At 67.0% G+C, this 16736-nt stretch carries 13 protein-coding genes; 8 read left to right on the forward strand and 5 right to left on the reverse strand.

Going from position 1 to position 16736, the window contains the following annotated elements; all coding sequences use genetic code 11:
* Positions 1 to 277 precede the first annotated feature (277 nt).
* The 5 genes from ACFYW1_RS31825 to ACFYW1_RS31845 all read left to right on the forward strand — a co-directional run bounded on the left by ACFYW1_RS31825 (position 278) and on the right by ACFYW1_RS31845 (position 6155).
* Positions 278 to 1921, forward strand: coding sequence for an ABC transporter substrate-binding protein (locus ACFYW1_RS31825; RefSeq protein ID WP_389001011.1), 1644 nt, complete (start codon positions 278 to 280; stop codon positions 1919 to 1921).
* Positions 1922 to 2071: 150 nt separating this feature from the next.
* Entirely contained in the window at positions 2072 to 2998 is a 927-nt protein-coding gene (locus ACFYW1_RS31830; protein WP_356935164.1) for an ABC transporter permease, read from the forward strand.
* Entirely contained in the window at positions 2991 to 3941 is a 951-nt protein-coding gene (locus ACFYW1_RS31835) for an ABC transporter permease (protein ID WP_389001014.1), read from the forward strand. Before ACFYW1_RS31830 ends, ACFYW1_RS31835 begins: the two co-directional genes overlap by 8 nt.
* A 14-nt stretch (positions 3942 to 3955) precedes the next feature.
* Positions 3956 to 5011 carry an ABC transporter ATP-binding protein gene (locus ACFYW1_RS31840; RefSeq protein WP_389001017.1) on the forward strand — a complete coding sequence of 352 codons (1056 nt, stop codon included), beginning with the start codon at positions 3956 to 3958 and terminating at the stop codon, positions 5009 to 5011.
* Positions 5004 to 6155, forward strand: a complete 1152-nt coding sequence (locus ACFYW1_RS31845; protein ID WP_389001020.1) for an ABC transporter ATP-binding protein — start codon at positions 5004 to 5006, stop codon at positions 6153 to 6155. The genes ACFYW1_RS31840 and ACFYW1_RS31845 overlap by 8 nt, the downstream gene beginning before the upstream one ends.
* Before the next feature lie 289 nt (positions 6156 to 6444).
* Here ACFYW1_RS31845 and ACFYW1_RS31850 read toward each other — a convergent pair whose 3' ends face one another.
* The 5 genes from ACFYW1_RS31850 to ACFYW1_RS31870 form a co-directional block, all read right to left on the reverse strand.
* On the reverse strand, positions 6445 to 7530 hold the full coding sequence (locus ACFYW1_RS31850) for an ABC transporter ATP-binding protein (RefSeq protein ID WP_389001023.1): 1086 nt from the start codon (positions 7528 to 7530) through the stop codon (positions 6445 to 6447).
* 26 nt (positions 7531 to 7556) lie between these two features.
* Positions 7557 to 8522 carry an ABC transporter ATP-binding protein gene (locus ACFYW1_RS31855; RefSeq protein WP_389001221.1) on the reverse strand — a complete coding sequence of 322 codons (966 nt, stop codon included), beginning with the start codon at positions 8520 to 8522 and terminating at the stop codon, positions 7557 to 7559.
* Positions 8523 to 8593: 71 nt separating this feature from the next.
* A complete protein-coding gene (locus tag ACFYW1_RS31860; protein ID WP_389001026.1) occupies positions 8594 to 9574 on the reverse strand; it encodes an ABC transporter permease in 981 nt (326 codons plus the stop codon).
* A gap of 87 nt (positions 9575 to 9661) precedes the next feature.
* Positions 9662 to 11446: an ABC transporter substrate-binding protein gene (locus ACFYW1_RS31865; RefSeq protein WP_389001029.1), complete on the reverse strand. Its 1785-nt coding sequence runs from the start codon at positions 11444 to 11446 to the stop codon at positions 9662 to 9664.
* 74 nt (positions 11447 to 11520) lie between these two features.
* Positions 11521 to 12546 (reverse strand): ABC transporter permease, encoded by a 1026-nt coding sequence (locus tag ACFYW1_RS31870; protein ID WP_389001032.1) that lies wholly within the window; start codon positions 12544 to 12546, stop codon positions 11521 to 11523.
* A gap of 509 nt (positions 12547 to 13055) precedes the next feature.
* On the opposite strand from ACFYW1_RS31870, the gene ACFYW1_RS31875 reads away from it, so the two are divergent.
* The 3 genes from ACFYW1_RS31875 (at position 13056) to ACFYW1_RS31885 (ending at position 16729) form a co-directional block, all read left to right on the forward strand.
* Positions 13056 to 14687 (forward strand): ABC transporter substrate-binding protein, encoded by a 1632-nt coding sequence (locus tag ACFYW1_RS31875; protein WP_389001035.1) that lies wholly within the window; start codon positions 13056 to 13058, stop codon positions 14685 to 14687.
* 151 nt (positions 14688 to 14838) lie between these two features.
* Positions 14839 to 15762, forward strand: coding sequence for an ABC transporter permease (locus tag ACFYW1_RS31880; protein WP_389001038.1), 924 nt, complete (start codon positions 14839 to 14841; stop codon positions 15760 to 15762).
* Positions 15755 to 16729: an ABC transporter permease gene (locus ACFYW1_RS31885; protein ID WP_389001041.1), complete on the forward strand. Its 975-nt coding sequence runs from the start codon at positions 15755 to 15757 to the stop codon at positions 16727 to 16729. The genes ACFYW1_RS31880 and ACFYW1_RS31885 overlap by 8 nt, the downstream gene beginning before the upstream one ends.
* Positions 16730 to 16736 lie beyond the last annotated feature (7 nt).

Raw genomic sequence — 16736 nt, forward strand, 5'->3', positions numbered from 1 at the left:
GGTCCGTTTCGAGGGTGTCTGTCTGGGATCACTTTGTCCGGATTTCGGGCAATCGGGGTTCCTCGATGTTGTCAAAACGAGACCCCTTAAGTGTGGTTTACGGCCCGGTCGTACTTAATAGTTGGCTCCATTGAGCTCGGGTCAATGGGTCACGCACTGTGGGGAGTGCCGACTCACGAGCACACTAGGGGCACTGAAACGATCACCGTCAGGGGTGTCGGTGTATCACTCCAGTGCCCTTCTTGTAGTCAAAAGTGGACTCATGAGGAGGAAACCCATGCGTGGTGCCAAGAGCGCCAAGTGGGTCGCAGGCGCGGCCATCATCGCCCTGGCCGCGACCGCCTGTGGTGGTGGCGACAAGGACAGCGACAGTGGCATGAACTCGGGCAAGGCGGACCCGAACGGGATCCTGACCGCCCAGCTCGGCGAGCCGCAGAACCCGCTGCAGCCGGCGAACGCCAAGGAGAGCCAGGGCAGCCGTGTCCTGCGCACCATCTTCTCCGGCCTGGTCGACTACGAGCCCGGCACCGGCAAGCTCACGTACGTCAACGCCGAGTCCGTGACGCCCAACGCCGACTCGTCGGTGTGGACCGTCAAGCTCAAGCCGGGCTGGAAGTTCCACGACGGCACCACGGTCACCGCCAAGTCCTACGTGGACTCCTGGAACTGGTCGGCCAACGTCAAGAACAACCAGACCAACTCCAGCTGGTTCCAGGACATCAAGGGCTACGAGGACGTCCACCCGGAGAAGGGTGACCCGAAGGCCGACAAGATGTCCGGTTTGAAGGTCGTCGACGAGAACACCTTCACCATCTCCCTGACCGGCCCGGTCTCGTACTTCGCGTACAAGCTCGGCTACGACGTCTGGGCCCCGCTGCCCGAGGTCTTCTTCAAGGACCCGAAGGCCGCCGGCCAGAAGCCGATCGGCAACGGCCCCTACAAGTTCGTCTCGTGGGACCACAAGAAGCTGATCAAGGTTCGGAAGTTCGACGGTTACCAGGGCCCGAACAAGGCCAAGAACGGTGGCATCGACTTCAAGAACTACACCACCGCCGAGGCCGCCTACTCGGACCTGCGCTCGGACAACCTCGACTGGATCGAGCAGGTTCCGACCACCTCGCTGACCAGCTACAAGCAGGACCTCGGCGACCGTGCCATCGACGCCGAGTACTCCGCGGTGCAGTCGATCGTCCCGGCGTTCTACACCAAGCAGTTCAAGAACATCGACCCCAAGGTCATCCAGGGTCTGTCGATGGCCATCGACCGTGACACGATCACCAAGACCGTGCTGCACGGCACCCGTACCCCGGCCGACTCGTACGTCGCCCGCGGTGTGCTCGGCTACAAGCCCGGTGCCCTCGGTGACATCACGAAGTTCGACCCGGCCAAGGCCAAGAAGCTGATCGAAGAGGGCGGCGGCGTCCCGGGCAACAAGATCTCGATCCAGTTCAACGCCGACCAGTCCCACAAGCCGTGGGTCGACGCGGTCTGCAACAGCATCCGCAAGGCCACCGGTGTCGAGTGCACCGGCGACTCCAAGCCGGACTTCCAGGCGGACCTGAACGCCCGCGACAACAAGCAGGTCAAGTCCATGTACCGCGGTGGCTGGGTGCTCGACTACCCGGTCAACTCGAACTTCATGCGCGACCTGTACGGCACCACCGCCGCGGGTAACACCTCGGGTTACTCCAACAAGGAGTTCGACGAGCTCGCCTCGAAGGCCGACAAGGCCAAGACGCTCGACGAGACCGTCAAGATGTACCAGGAGGCCGAGCAGCTCCTGAAGAACAACATGCCGGCCATCCCGCTGTGGTTCTACAAGAACAACTCGGGTCAGTCCAACAACGTCTTCGGCAAGATCGTTTACGGCCAGGACGGCGACCCCATCTTCACCGACGTCCAGGTGAAGGCCAAGAAGTAAGCATCGGGATCCGAAGGCCGGTTCCGCCGTCCCCGATGAGGGACGGCGGAACCGGCCCACGGGCGTAGGCCCCGGGGCTCTCCCCCACACCCCCGCGGCGGAGACAACTCTGAGAAGGCCATCGCCGACCCCTCACGGCATGGAGGCATGATGGGGCGTTACGTCGCAAGGCGACTGCTCCAGATGATCCCGGTATTCATCGGGACCACTCTGATTATTTTCCTCATGGTCCACATTCTTCCCGGCGATCCGATCCGGGCGATGTGGGGAGACAAGGCGGCAGACCCCGCACAGGTCGCGTCGCTCCGCCATGAGTTCGGGCTCGACCAGCCCCTGTGGAAGCAATACGTCGACTACATGGCGAATCTTTTCCAGGGCGACTTCGGCAAGACCTTCGGTGGTCGCGAAGTCATCGACGAGATGTCCGAATCCTTCCCGGTGACCCTGCGGCTGACCGCCGTGGCCATGATCATCGAGATCATCGTCGGCATCGGGCTCGGCGCCTGGGCGGGTCTGCGGGCCGGCAAGGCCGCCGACACCGGCGTGCTGATCTTCACCCTGATCGTCATCTCGATCCCGGTGTTCGTGCTCGGCTTCCTCGCCCGCTTCGTCCTCGCGGACACGCTGGGCTGGGTGGCACCGAACGTCCAGGACTCCACGGACTACGCGCAGCTGTTCCTGCCGGGCTTCGTGCTCGCCATGCTCTCCATGGCGTACGTGGCACGGCTGACCCGCACCACCTTCGCGGAGAACCTGCGCGCCGACTACATGCGTACCGCCATGGCCAAGGGCCTGCCGCGACGCCGCATCGTCGGTGTCCACCTGCTGCGCAACTCGCTGATCCCGGTCGTCACCTTCCTGGGTACGGACGTCGGCGGCTTCATCGGCGGCGCGGTCGTCACCGAGGGCATCTTCAACGTCCAGGGTGTCGGGAACCTGCTCTTCAAGGCGCTGCAGCAGCGCGAGGGCTCGACGATCGTCGGCGTCGTCACGGTCTTCGTCCTCGTCATCCTTGTGATCAACTTGCTCGTCGACCTGCTGTACGCGGTCCTGGACCCGAGGATCCGGTATGCCTGACGCGACCAAGACCACGACCGAAGCAGCGGTGGACGCCACCGCCGCACCCGCGGCCGCCGAGGGCGCCAAGGCACAGGGCAAGCCGCGCAGCCTCTGGGGCGACGCGTGGTTCGACCTGCGCCACCGCCCGATGTTCTGGATCTCCTCGATCCTGCTGCTCCTCCTGCTGATCGTCGCGGCCTTCCCGGGGCTGTTCACCGGTGCGGACCCGCGCGACGGCGACCTGACCAACCACTTCCTGACCAAGCCGGAGCTGGGGCACTTCTTCCAGCCCGACTGGTTCGGTTACGACGGCCAGGGCCGTTCGATCTACGCCCGTGTCGTCTACGGCACCCGCGCCTCGATCCTGGTCGGCGTCGGCGTCACCGCCACGGTCACCCTGGTCGGCGGCCTGCTGGGGATGCTCGCCGGTTACTTCGGCGGCTGGCTCGACTCGATCATCTCCCGGGTCACCGACATCTTCTTCGGCATCCCCTTCCTGCTCGGTGCGATGGTCGTCCTGAACGCCTTCACCGACCGCAAGGTGTACGTGGTGATCCTGGCCCTGGCCTTCCTGGGCTGGACCTCGATCTGCCGCGTGATGCGTTCCTCCGTGATCACCGCCAAGCAGGCGGACTACGTGACGGCGGCCCGCGCCCTCGGCGCCGGCACCTCGCGCATCCTCTTCCGGCACGTACTGCCCAACGCGCTCGCCCCGACCATCGTCGTGGCCACCATCGCGCTCGGCGGCTACATCTCGGCCGAGGCGACGCTCTCGTTCCTCGGACTCGGGCTCGCGGACCCGACGATCTCGTGGGGCATCGACATCGCGGAGGGCAGCCAGGCCATCCGTGACAACCCGCATGCGCTGCTGTTCCCGGCAGGAATGCTCAGCCTCACGGTCTTCGCGTTCATCATGCTCGGCGACGCGGTCCGCGACGCCCTCGACCCGAAGCTGCGCTGAGGAGGGCGTACGACGTGACCAGCATCAAGACATCAGACATTCCGGCGCCCCGTGCCGAGGAGTCGGGCGACACCCCGCTCCTGGAAGTGCGCGACCTGCACGTGGAGTTCCACACCCGGGACGGAGTCGCCAAGGCCGTCAACGGTGTGAACTACAGCGTGGACGCGGGGGAGACCCTGGCCGTGCTCGGTGAGTCCGGTTCCGGCAAGTCCGTGACCGCCCAGGCGATCATGGGCATCCTGGACATGCCGCCCGGCAAGATCCCGCAGGGCCAGATCCTGTACCGCGGCCAGGACATGCTCACCATGAGCTACGAGGAGCGGCGGAAGATCCGTGGCCAGAAGATCGCGATGATCTTCCAGGACGCGCTCTCCTCCCTCAACCCCGTGCTCTCGGTCGGCTACCAGCTCGGCGAGATGTTCCGGGTCCACCAGGGACTCTCCAAGAAGCAGGCGAAGCTCAAGGCCATCGAGCTGATGGACCGGGTCAAGATCCCTGCCGCCAAGCAGCGGGTCAACGACTACCCGCACCAGTTCTCCGGCGGCATGCGCCAGCGCATCATGATCGCCATGGCGCTGGCCCTGGAGCCGGACCTGATCATCGCGGACGAGCCGACCACCGCGCTCGACGTGACGGTCCAGGCCCAGGTCATGGACCTGCTCAGCGAGCTCCAGACCGAGTTCAACATGGGTCTGATCCTGATCACCCACGACCTCGGCGTCGTCGCCGACGTCGCGGACAAGATCGCGGTCATGTACGCGGGACGGATCGTCGAGACGGCGCCGGTGCACGAGCTGTACAAGCGGCCCGCGCACCCGTACACCCGCGGTCTGCTCGACTCGATCCCGCGGCTCGACCAGAAGGGCCAGGAGCTCTACGCGATCAAGGGCCTGCCGCCCAACCTGCTCAAGATCCCGTCCGGCTGCGCCTTCAACCCGCGCTGCCCCAAGGCGGAGGACATCTGCCGCACGGAGATTCCGGCCCTGGTGCCGGTCTCCGAGCAGGACGGCACCGAACTGCCCGGTCGCGGCAGCGCCTGCCACTTCTGGAAGGAGACGATCCATGGCTGAGCTCGACAAGACTGACGGTTCCATGGACGCCACCCCGAACGTCACCGAGGTCGTGACGGTCGACACCGCGGACGAGACGGCCGCGGTCGCCGCGATCGAAGCCCCGGTGGAGCGCGGCGAGCCGATCCTCCAGGTGCGCAATCTGGTCAAGCACTTCCCGCTGAGCCAGGGCATCCTGTTCAAGCGCCAGGTCGGCGCGGTCAAGGCCGTGGACGGGGTCTCCTTCGACCTCTACCAGGGCGAGACCCTCGGCATCGTCGGCGAGTCCGGCTGTGGCAAGTCCACCGTCGCCAAGCTGCTGATGACGCTGGAGACCGCCACCGCCGGCGAGGTCTTCTACAAGGGCCAGGACATCACCCGGCTGTCCGGGCGGGCGCTGAAGGCGGTCCGCCGGAACATCCAGATGGTGTTCCAGGACCCGTACACCTCGCTCAACCCGCGCATGACGGTCGGCGACATCATCGGCGAGCCCTTCGACATCCACCCGGAGGTGGCGCCGAAGGGCGACCGCCGCCGGAAGGTCCAGGAGCTGCTGGACGTCGTCGGCCTCAACCCGGAGTACATCAACCGGTACCCGCACCAGTTCTCCGGCGGTCAGCGCCAGCGCATCGGCATCGCCCGCGGCCTCGCGCTCAACCCGGAGATCATCATCTGCGACGAGCCGGTCTCCGCGCTCGACGTGTCGGTGCAGGCGCAGGTCATCAACCTGATGGAGAAGCTCCAGGACGAGTTCAACCTGTCCTACGTCTTCATCGCGCACGACCTGTCGATCGTCCGGCACATCTCCGACCGGGTCGGCGTCATGTACCTCGGCAAGATGGCCGAGATCGGCACCGACACCGAGATCTACGACCACCCGACGCACCCCTACACCCAGGCGCTGCTGTCGGCGGTCCCGGTCCCGGACCCGGCCGCCCGTGAGGGCCGCGACCGGATCATCCTCACCGGTGACGTCCCGTCGCCGGCGAACCCGCCGTCCGGCTGCCGCTTCCGCACCCGCTGCTGGAAGGCCCAGGACAAGTGCTCCACGGAGCTGCCGCTGCTGGCGATCCCCGAGCGCTTCAAGGGCTCCGACAGCCCCGCGGCGCACGAGTCGGCCTGCCACTTCGCCGAGGAGAGGGACGTCATCGGCGCGGCCTCGTAGCCCCGTAGTACGACCCGCAGTGCACGAGAAGCGCCCGGAACCGATCGGTTCCGGGCGCTTCTCGTCGTGCCCGGCGGGCGCGCCGTCGTCCTCCGCCGGTTCACGCCGGTGCGGGCGACACCACCCGTCCCGGCGGGTCCGGTGGTTCCCGCCCGGCGGCGGACACGCGAAGGCGCCCGGGAATCGGTCGGTTCCCGGGCGCCTCCTTCCCGCGTCCCCGGGAACCGGGCGCGCAGGCGGCTCGGGTCAATGGGCCGGCGTGCTCGGTTCCCGGGCCGGGAGAGGGGTATCAGCCCTCGGACTCGAGGTTCTTGTCCTTCTTCTTGCCGAGCACCGTCCCGGCCTCCTCACGGGCCTTCGGGGCGGCCGCGACGGACCGGGCGTCCTCGGGGTAGTGGCAGGCCGTCAGGTGGCCCTCCCGGCTGCCCTCCACCCGCACCAGCGGCGGCGCCTCGCTCGCGCACTTGTCCGTCGCCTTCCAGCAGCGGGTGCGGAAGCGGCAGCCCGAGGGCGGGTTGACCGGGGACGGGACGTCGCCGGTCAGGCGGATGCGCTCACGGCCCGCGACGTCCTCGACGCCCACCTCGGGCACTGCGGAGAGCAGCGCCCTGGTGTAGGGGTGGCGGGGATTGCCGTACAGGTCCTCGCGGTCGGCGATCTCCACGATCCGGCCGAGGTACATGACCGCGACGCGCTGCGAGAAGTGCCGCACGACGGCCAGGTCGTGGGCGATGAACAGGAACGCGATGCCGAGTTCCTTCTGCAGCTTCTGCAGCAGGTTCACCACCTGGGCCTGGATCGACACGTCCAGCGCCGAGACCGGCTCGTCCGCCACGATCAGCTTCGGCTCCAGGGCGAGCGCCCGGGCCACCCCGATGCGCTGGCGCTGGCCGCCGGAGAACTCGTGCGGGAAGCGGTTGTAGTGCTCCGGGTTGAGGCCGACGGTCTCCAGCAGCTCCCGCACGCGCGCCTCGCGCCCGCCCGCGGGGTTGATGTCGTTGATCTCCATCGGCGCCGTGATGATCTTGCCGACGGTCTGCCTCGGGTTCAGCGAGGCGTACGGGTCCTGGAAGATCATCTGGATCTCGGAGCGGACCGGGGCCAGCTCCTTGCGCGAGGCGTGGGTGATGTCCCGGCCGCGGTACGAGATCCGGCCGGCCGTCGGCTCCAGCAGCCGGGTGATCAGCCGGCCCGTGGTCGACTTGCCGCAGCCGGACTCGCCGACCAGGCCCAGGCTCTCGCCCTCGGAGACCTGGAAGTCCAGTCCGTCGACCGCCTGCACCGCCCCGACCGTCCGCCGGATCGGGAAGCCGGCCTTGATCGGGAAGTGCTTGGTGAGTCCGGAGACGTCCAGGAGGGGGTCTTTGCTGCTCATGGTGGGGAAGTCCCGTCTCTTGTACGTCAGTTGGGCCGGTTGCCGGAGAAGTCCGTGAAGAACTCGGCGCGCTGCTCGGCGGTGAGGTGGCAGGCGGCACCGCGCCCGGCGGTGAGCTCCAGCGGCGGCTGTTCGTTCGCGCAGCGCCCGCCGCCGACCTGCTCGGTGAACGAGCAGCGCGGGTGGAAACGGCAGCCGCTCGGCGGGTTGAGGAGGCTCGGCGGGGAGCCGGGGATCGGCGAGAGCGGCACGTCGACCGGGCCGTCCAGGCTCGGCATGGAGCCCAGCAGACCCCAGGTGTACGGGTGCTGGGGCGCCCGCAGCACCTCCTTCTTCGTGCCCCGCTCGACGCAGCGCCCGCCGTACATCACCAGCACGTCGTCCGCGATGTCGGCGATGACCCCGAGGTCGTGGGTGATGAAGATGATCGAGGTGCCGGTCTCCTGCTGGAGGTCCTTGAGCAGGTCCATGATCTGGGCCTGCACGGTGACGTCCAGCGCGGTCGTGGGCTCGTCCGCGATCAGCAGCGACGGGTCGCAGACCAGCGCCATGGCGATCATCGCGCGCTGGCGCATGCCGCCGGAGAACTGGTGCGGATAGTCGTCCACCCGCAGGTCGGGCTGGGGGATGCCCACCTTGGTGAGCATCTCGACGGCCCGCGCCCGGGCCTCCTTCTTGGAGGCGCCGGTGTGCTTGCGGAACGTTTCGCCGATCTGCCTGCCGATGGTGTGGTACGGCGACAGCGAGGCCAGCGAGTCCTGGAAGATCATGGCCATCTTGTTGCCGCGCAGCCGCTCCAGCTCCCGCTCCGACGCGGTCAGCAGGTCCTGGCCGTCGAGCAGGATCTCGCCCTCGATCTCGGTGTGATCGGGGTGGTGCAGACCCAGGATGGTCAGGTTGGTGACGGACTTGCCGGAGCCGGACTCGCCCACGATGCCGAGGGTCCTGCCCTTCTCCAGGTCGAAGGACAGCCCGTCGACGGCCTTGACCATGCCGTCTTCGGTGGAGAAGTGCACGCGCAGATCGCGTACGGAGAGGAAGGGGGTGCTCACTGGGTCTCTCCCTAGGCGAGGCGGACGCGCGGGTCGATGAGGGCGTAGACGGCGTCGACGATGATGTTGAAGACGACGATCGCGCCTGCCGCGACCAGGACGACACCGAGCAGCAGGGGCAGGTCGTTGTCGGCGACCGCCTTGATGGAGAGCGCGCCGATGCCGTGCAGGCCGAAGGTCTTCTCGGTGATGATCGCGCCGCCGAGCAGGACGCCGAGGTCGAGGCCGAAGATGGTGACGATCGGGCCCATGGCCCCGCGCCAGGCGAATCTGAAGAACACCGTCCGCCGGGACAGCCCCTTGGCACGTGCGGTACGCACGTAGTCCTCGCTCAGGGTCTCGACGAGCTGGGAGCGCGCCATGCGGGTGTAGTTGGCGGTGAAGATCAGCGCCAGCACCAGCCAGGGCAGCAGCAGCCCGGAGAACCAGCCGGCCGGGTCCTCGGTGAAGGGGACCTCCTTGGGCCGGTTCAGGATGTGCCACTGGTCCGCGAGGTAGTACATGGCGACCACGCCGACGATGTAGATCTGCATCGAGGAGCCGATCAGCGACGCCGAGGAAGCGATCTTGTCCAGCGCCTTGCCCTGCTTGACCGCGGCGATCATGCCGGTACCCACACCGAAGAGCACGAACACGAAGGCGCTGCCGATGGAGAGGGAGAGCGTCGTCGGGAAGCGGTCGATGATCGTGCCGAGGACCGGCTCGCGGTTGTGGAACGAGTAACCGAGGCACGGTGCGGGGCAGTGGCCGAACGAGGTGTAGTCCCGGCCGACGAACACGCCCTGCAACCAGTGCCAGTACTGCACCGGCATCGGGTCGTCTATGCCGAGGTTGCGCTTGACCAGTGCCAGCGTCTCGGGGGTGCACACCTTGCCGCAGGCCACGCGAGCTGGGTCACGGGGTGCAATGTAGAAGAGGACGAAAGTGATGGCACTGATGATCAACAGGATGACCAGTGCGCCGATTGCCCGGCGGATGAGGAAGCGGAACATGGCGATGGGTTTCCCTGGCAGACGCCGACGAGGGGGAGTGGAGCGGGCGGGGCGCCGTACGGGCGCCCCGCCCGGGGAGTGTCGGCGTCAGGCCTTCACGAACAGCTTGTAGAAGACGGCCGAGGAGAACAGCGGGTGGAACATCGCCCCGCCGACCTTCTCGCCGTAGAGGTAGAAGCGGCGCTGGTACGTCTCGGGGATGATCGGCGCCTCCTCCGTCATCATCCGCTTGTCCAGCGCGGCCCAGGCCTTGCCGGCCTCCGTGGGGTCGGCGATGAGGTTGTTCTTCTTGATGGCCTCGTTGACCCAGTCGACGTTCAGCTGCGAGATGTTGTTCGCGCCGTTGGCGATCGTGCTGCCGTCGAAGAGCGGCTGCATCAGGGTGTAGCCGGTCGGCCAGTCCGGGGACCAGCCGAACCACATCACGTCGAACTTGTTGTCGATCTGCTGGATCTGGTCGTAGTAGCTGGTGGAGTCCAGCTGCTTCATGACCGGGTCGAAGCCGGCCGCCTTGAGGGCGTTCTCGATGACGACCTTGGTCTTGTCGTAGGTGTTGCTCTGCGGGAAGGCGTAGACGACCTTCTGGCCCTCCTTGCCGGCCTCCTTCAGCAGCTTCTTCGCCGCCTCCGGGTCGCCCATCGGCTTCTTCAGCTTGCCGTAGACGTCGTCCTTGGCGTAGCCGAGGATGTCGGGGCTGAGGATGGAGGTCGCGTAGTCACCGGCCGAGGGACCACCGTAGATCTTGCGGATCTGCTCCAGCGGCCAGGCGTGGATGAGTGCCTGACGCACCTTCACGTCGGTGATCCGCTTGGTGTTGATCGCGTAGTAGTAGATGCCGGTCAGCAGGCCGTTGAAGGTCCGCTTCTTCAGCTCGGGGTCGGTGAGGACCTTCTGGATGCGCTCGGCCGGGACGCCGCTGTACGCCATGACCGCGTACTGGTCGTCGCCGTCGTTGGCGATCAGGCGGTCGGTGGCCTGGAGGGACTCGGGGCCGAACTCGTAGACGATGCTGTCCGGGTACGCGTTGCGGATCGAGTCCGTGTTGGGGTCCCAGTGCGGGTTGCGCACCAGCGTCATGGACTTGTCGACGGAGTGCGCCTTGATCCGGTACGGACCGCAGCTCATCGGGTCCTTGTCGTACTTCTCCTTCGTGTCGCCCTTGACCGGGACGGCCGCGTAGGAGTTCATCGCCAGGGTGAAGTTGAGGTCCAGGCGGGGCTCGGCCAGCTTGAAGGTGATCGTCTTCGCCTTGGAGTCGGTGACGACCGAGTCGAGGTGCTTGCCGCCGTACGGACCCTTGTACTTCGAGCGGTAGTCGCCCGGGCCGACCAGCGCGTTCTGGACGTAGCCGGCGCCCTCGGTGGTGAAGCTGGCGAAGCCGCGCTCGATGCCGTGGCGCACGTCCTCGATGGTGAGTTCCTTGCCGTCCTCCCACTTCAGACCGTCCTTCAGGGTGAAGGTCCAGGTCTTGCCGCCGTCGGACATGGTGCCCGCGTCGGTGGCGAGGTCGCCGACCAGCTTCATCGATCCGTCCGCGGCGATCTTGTAGCCGGTCAACCCGCGGATGAAGAGGTCACCGACCGCGGAGTTCCACGAGAAGTAGATGCGCTGCGGGTCCAGGTGCGAGAAGTCGTCCGGGGCTATGCCGCGGATCGTGCCGCCCTTCTTCGCGCCCGGGATCTCGGGGGCCGGACCGGTGGAGTCTTCCTTCGTGCCGACGACGACCGAGCCGGTGTACTTGTCGGCACCGCCGTGACCGGCGTCCTTGCCGCCCTTCTTGGCCGTGCTGCCGCTGCTGCACGCGGAGAGAACCATCGAACCGCCGGCTGCGACCGACGTGGCGATGACGAAGTTTCTGCGGGAAAGGGACATGGCTTCCTGCTCTGGTCGATGGAGAGAAACGTTCGATCCGGTGGGCCCCGTCGCCCGGCCGGAGGAAGTGCGGTTCAGCGCTTGGTCTTCGGGTCCAGTGCGTCACGCACCGAGTCGCCCAGCAGGTTGAAGGCGATGACGAAGATCACCATCGCGGCGCCGGGGAAGAGCATGAACGTGATGTCGCTCTGGTAGACGTCCGACCCGCGCTGGATCATCACGCCCCAGTCGGGTGTCGGGGAGGTCAGCCCGACACCGAGGAAGGCGAGGCCCGCCTCCGCGGTGACGTACATGGGCAGCGCGAGCGTCGCCTGAATGAGGATCGGCGTCCAGAGGTTGGGCAGCAGTTCCTTGAAGATGATGCGCGCCGGAGACGCCCCCGTGACCTTGGCGGCCTCGACGAACTCCCGCTCGCGCAGGGCGAGTACCTCGCCACGCAGCAGTCGGGCGATGGAGGCCCAGCCGAATGCGGTCATGACCGTGATGAGGCTGACGACGGTCAGCCAGACCGGGGTGTTCTCCTCCGGAGAGACCAGGATCGAGATCATCACCGGCCAGAAGCCGATGAAGAAGAGCGTGGAGGGGAAAGCCAGCAGGATGTCGATGACCCGACCCACGAAGTAGTCGGTCTTTCCGCCCAGGTAGCCCGCGGTGATGCCGACGGCGATGCCGATCACCGTCACCAGCAGAGTGGTCACTGCGGCGATGAGCAGGGAGTTGCGGATCCCGTAGAGCAGGAAGGTGAAGACGTCCCGCCCCAGTCCCGGCTCGATGCCGAACCAGAAGTCGCCGCTGATACCGCCGTTGGGCAGGATCGGGGAGCCGAAGTCGTCCAGCAGACCGGGTTCGTTCTGCCCGTACGTCGTGTACGGGTCCTTGCCGTACAGCTTCGCGATCAGCGGCGCGCAGATGCCGATCACGAAGAAGAAAATGACCACATAGGCCGAAATCACGCCGGTGCGGTCGCGCTTGAAGCGTCGCCAGGCCATCTTGCCCGGGGACCGTCCGTCGCCGCCCTTCGAGGCGGACGTGTCGGATATCGCCTGCTTCGCGTCAGCTGCTTCAAGTGGTGCGGCTGCTCGCGGGGTTGGAATCGTCATGGTGCTCCTGGCCCGGAGGGTCGAAGGACTCCGCAGGGCAACACCTACGGGCTACCCGGACTTTTTCAACGCAATTCATGCAGGGTCAATGAATGTCCGACGCCCTTGGGGTGCTCTTTGGAAATTTTTCCAGCTCATTACCTTTTCTGGGGCGTGGCTTTGCTTCCGCTTGGGCTTTTCGAAGACATGTTCGTGACTTAACGGTCGAAGTCCGGCAATGAGTCCGATATGCGGGCGCTGTTGTCTCGGAATCCGTACATCCGGGCGGGCGGGCTCGCGGACGATGCGCATTCGATGCGCAGCCGTTACCTCTCCGCTGCGCGACGGGCGCCCGGACCTCCCCTTTTTCCGGCCCGCGCGGGCCGGGGCGGGGTGAACCGGAGGTGGCCGCGCGGTGCCACTCGGGTGGGGCTCCGACGCGCCCGAATGGGTGGAGTAAATGTGCATCTTGTCCCTTGTGCGGTGATATTTGACCCCAAGTGAGACGGAGCACCAAGAGGAGGCACTCCATGCGCGGAGCCACACAGGCCAGGTGGGCCGCAGGTGCGGTGGTCGTCGCCCTTGCGGCGACGGCATGCGGCGGAGGGGGCAGCAGCAGTGGCGGCGGTGGGGCCGACGGAATCGTGAGCTCCTCCTGGGGTGACCCGCAGAACCCGCTCGAACCGGCGAACACCAACGAGGTCCAGGGCGGCAAGGTCCTCGACATGATCTTCCGGGGACTCAAGCGGTACGACCCGAAGACCGGCGCGGCCGACAACATGCTCGCCGAGAAGATCGAGACCAAGGACAACCAGAACTTCACGATCACCGTGAAGGACGGATGGACCTTCAGCAACGGCGAGAAGGTCACCGCGAAATCGTTCGTGGACGCCTGGAACTACGGCGCCCTGCTGAAGAACAACCAGAAGAACGCCTACTTCTTCGGCTACATCGACGGGTACGACAAGGTCCACCCGGACTCCGGCGCCGCCACCGCGACCACGCTCTCCGGCCTGAAGACCGTCAACGACCGGACCTTCACGGTCAAGCTGTCGCAGAAGTTCTCCCTGTGGCCCGACACCCTCGGCTACCCGGCCTTCGCCCCGCTGCCCAAGGCGTTCTTCACCGACCACGCGGCCTGGGTGTCCAAGCCCATCGGCAACGGCCCGTACAAGGTCGACAAGTACACCAAGGGCTCGGCGATGAGCCTGCGCAAGTGGGACGGGTACCCCGGCGACGACAAGGCGCAGAACGGCGGCATCGACCTCAAGGTCTACACCGACAACAACACCGCCTACACGGACCTGACGGCCGGCAACCTCGACCTCGTCGACGACGTGCCCGCCTCGCAGCTGAAGAACGTGAAGGCGGACCTCGGCGACCGCTACATCAACACCCCGGCCGGCATCATCCAGACCCTCGCCTTCCCCTTCTACGACAAGAAGTGGGACACCCCCGGCGGCGTCAAGGTCCGCCAGGGCCTGTCGATGGCGATCAACCGGCAGCAGATCACCGACCAGATCTTCCAGAAGACCCGCACCCCCGCCTCCGACTGGACCTCCCCGGTCCTCGGCGCGGACGGCGGCTTCAAGGAGGGGCTGTGCGGCGCGCCCTGCGAGTACGACGCGGCCAAGGCCAAGAAGCTGATCGAGGAGGGCGGCGGCATCCCCGGCGGCCAGCTCAAGATCTCGTACAACGCCGACACCGGCTCCCACAAGGAGTGGGTCGACGCGATCTGCAACAGCATCAACAAGGTGATGGGCAACAACAAGGCGTGTGTCGGCGGCCCCGTCGGCACCTTCGCCGACTTCCGCAGCCAGGTCACCCAGCAGAAGCTGACCGGCGCCTGGCGGGCCGGCTGGCAGATGGACTACCCGCTCATCCAGAACTTCCTCCAGCCGCTCTACTACACCAACGCCTCGTCCAACGACGGCAAGTGGAGCAACAAGGAGTTCGACGGCCTGGTCGACAAGGCCAACGCCGAGACGGACAAGGCCAAGGCCGTCTCGACCTTCCAGGACGCCGAGAGGGTCCTGGCCGACCAGATGCCCGTCATCCCGCTCTGGTACCAGAACGGCAGCGCCGGCTACTCGGACCGGATCTCCGACGTCGGCCTGAACCAGTTCAGCGTCCCGGTGTACGAGCAGATCAAGGTCAAGTGACCCGTCGGGGGGGGGGGGGGGGGGGGGGGGGGGGGGGGGGGGGCGGGCCCGGGGCGCCCCCCCCCCCCCCCCCCCCCCCCCCCCCCCCCACGTCCCCGACGCGTCGCTCCCCAGCCCCGCGTTCCCGACCCCGCGACCTCCGGAGCCCTGCATGGGACGTTATGTGATCCGGCGGCTGCTGCAGATGATCCCGGTCTTCTTCGGCACCACGCTGTTGATCTTCCTCATGGTGAATGTGATGGGCGACCCCATCGCGGGTCTCTGCGGCGACCGCCAGTGCGACCCGGCGACCGCGGCCCAGCTCCGTGCGGAATTCGGCCTCGACAAGCCCGTGTGGCAGCAATACCTCACCTACATGGGCAATGTCTTCACCGGAGACTTCGGCACCGCGTTCAACGGGCAGAAGGTCACCGAGCTGATGGCCACCGCCTTCCCCATCACCATCCGGCTCACCCTCGTGGCGATCGTCTTCGAGATCGTCATCGGCATCAGCCTCGGCGTCGTCACCGGACTGCGCCGCGGCCGCCCCGTCGACACCACCGTGCTCATCCTGACCCTGGTCGTCATCTCCGTACCGACCTTCGTCACCGGCCTGCTGCTGCAACTCCTGCTGGGCGTCGAGTGGGGCGTCATCAAACCCTCCGTCTCGACGGAGGCCCCCTTCGACGAACTGCTGGTCCCCGGGCTCGTCCTCGCCTCGGTCTCCCTGGCCTACGTCACCCGGCTCACCCGCACCTCGATCGCCGAGAACGCCCGCGCCGACTACGTCCGCACCGCCGTCGCCAAGGGCCTGCCCCGGCGCCGCGTCGTCGTCCGGCACCTGCTGCGCAACTCGCTGATCCCGGTCGTCACCTTCATCGGCACCGACGTGGGCGCCCTGATGGGCGGGGCGATCGTCACGGAACGGATCTTCAACATCCACGGCGTCGGCTACCAGCTCTACCAGGGCATCCTGCGCCAGAACTCCCAGACCGTCGTCGGCTTCGTCACGATCCTGGTCCTCGTCTTCCTCGCGGCGAACCTGATCGTCGACCTCCTGTACGCCGTACTCGACCCGAGGATCCGCTATGCCTGAGCAGACACCGGACGAGGCGATCTCGTCGGCCGGAGCGGGAGGCGCGATGGACCTCGCCCTGGAGGAGGGCACCACCCTGGAGAAGACGCCGGGCGGTCCCGAGGGGACCGGCCCCGCCGAGAAGCCGCGCAGCCTGTGGTCCGACGCCTGGCGGGACCTGCGCCGCAACCCGGTCTTCATCATCTCCGCCCTGGTCATCCTCTTCCTGGTGATCATCTCGATCTGGCCCTCGCTGATCGCCGACCAGGACCCCCTCGACTGCGACCTGGCCAAGGCCCAGGAGGGCTCCCAGCCCGGCCACCCCTTCGGCTTCGACGGCCAGGGCTGCGACGTCTACACCCGGACCGTCTACGGGGCCAGGAACTCGGTCACCGTGGGCGTCTGCTCCACCCTCGGCGTCACCCTGCTCGGCGGGCTGCTCGGCGGCCTGGCCGGCTTCTTCGGCGGCTGGTGGGACTCGGTCCTCTCCCGCATCACCGACGTCTTCTTCGGCATCCCCGTGGTCCTCGGCGGCCTGGTCTTCCTCTCCGTGGTCACCAGCTCCACCGTCTGGCCGGTGATCGGCTTCATCGTGCTGCTGGGCTGGCCGCAGATCGCCCGCATCGGCCGCGGCTCCGTGATCACCGCGAAACAGAACGACTACGTGCAGGCGGCACGGGCGCTCGGCGCCTCCAACACCCGGATGATGCTCCGCCACATCGCCCCGAACGCCATCGCGCCGGTCATCGTCGTCGCGACCATCGCACTCGGTACGTACATCTCGCTGGAGGCGACCCTGTCGTTCCTCGGCGTCGGCCTGAAACCGCCCGCCGTCTCCTGGGGCATCGACATCTCCGCCGCGTCCCAGTACATCCGCAACGCCCCGCACATGCTGCTCTGGCCCGCCGGAGCCCTGGCGATCACCGTGCTCGCCTTCATCATGCTCGGCGACGCGGTGCGCGACGCCCTCGACCCCAAGCTGCGCTGAGGAGCCC

It is taken from the genome of Streptomyces sp. NPDC002669 (assembly GCF_042889165.1).
Classification (GTDB): Bacteria; Actinomycetota; Actinomycetes; order Streptomycetales; family Streptomycetaceae; genus Streptomyces.

What these genes read in the sequence shown, in the direction of transcription:
- ACFYW1_RS31845 (WP_389001020.1), top strand. Translation starts at nt 5,004, where the DNA reads ATGGCTGAGCTCGACAAGACTGACGGTTCCATGGACGCCACCCCGAAC.
- ACFYW1_RS31875 (WP_389001035.1), top strand. Translation starts at nt 13,056, where the DNA reads ATGCGCGGAGCCACACAGGCCAGGTGGGCCGCAGGTGCGGTGGTCGTC.
- ACFYW1_RS31855 (WP_389001221.1), bottom strand. Translation starts at nt 8,522, where the DNA reads ATGGTCAAGGCCGTCGACGGGCTGTCCTTCGACCTGGAGAAGGGCAGG.
- ACFYW1_RS31835 (WP_389001014.1), top strand. Translation starts at nt 2,991, where the DNA reads ATGCCTGACGCGACCAAGACCACGACCGAAGCAGCGGTGGACGCCACC.
- ACFYW1_RS31830 (WP_356935164.1), top strand. Translation starts at nt 2,072, where the DNA reads ATGGGGCGTTACGTCGCAAGGCGACTGCTCCAGATGATCCCGGTATTC.
- ACFYW1_RS31865 (WP_389001029.1), bottom strand. Translation starts at nt 11,446, where the DNA reads ATGTCCCTTTCCCGCAGAAACTTCGTCATCGCCACGTCGGTCGCAGCC.
- ACFYW1_RS31885 (WP_389001041.1), top strand. Translation starts at nt 15,755, where the DNA reads ATGCCTGAGCAGACACCGGACGAGGCGATCTCGTCGGCCGGAGCGGGA.
- ACFYW1_RS31870 (WP_389001032.1), bottom strand. Translation starts at nt 12,546, where the DNA reads ATGACGATTCCAACCCCGCGAGCAGCCGCACCACTTGAAGCAGCTGAC.
- ACFYW1_RS31860 (WP_389001026.1), bottom strand. Translation starts at nt 9,574, where the DNA reads ATGTTCCGCTTCCTCATCCGCCGGGCAATCGGCGCACTGGTCATCCTG.
- ACFYW1_RS31825 (WP_389001011.1), top strand. Translation starts at nt 278, where the DNA reads ATGCGTGGTGCCAAGAGCGCCAAGTGGGTCGCAGGCGCGGCCATCATC.
- ACFYW1_RS31880 (WP_389001038.1), top strand. Translation starts at nt 14,839, where the DNA reads ATGGGACGTTATGTGATCCGGCGGCTGCTGCAGATGATCCCGGTCTTC.
- ACFYW1_RS31850 (WP_389001023.1), bottom strand. Translation starts at nt 7,530, where the DNA reads ATGAGCAGCAAAGACCCCCTCCTGGACGTCTCCGGACTCACCAAGCAC.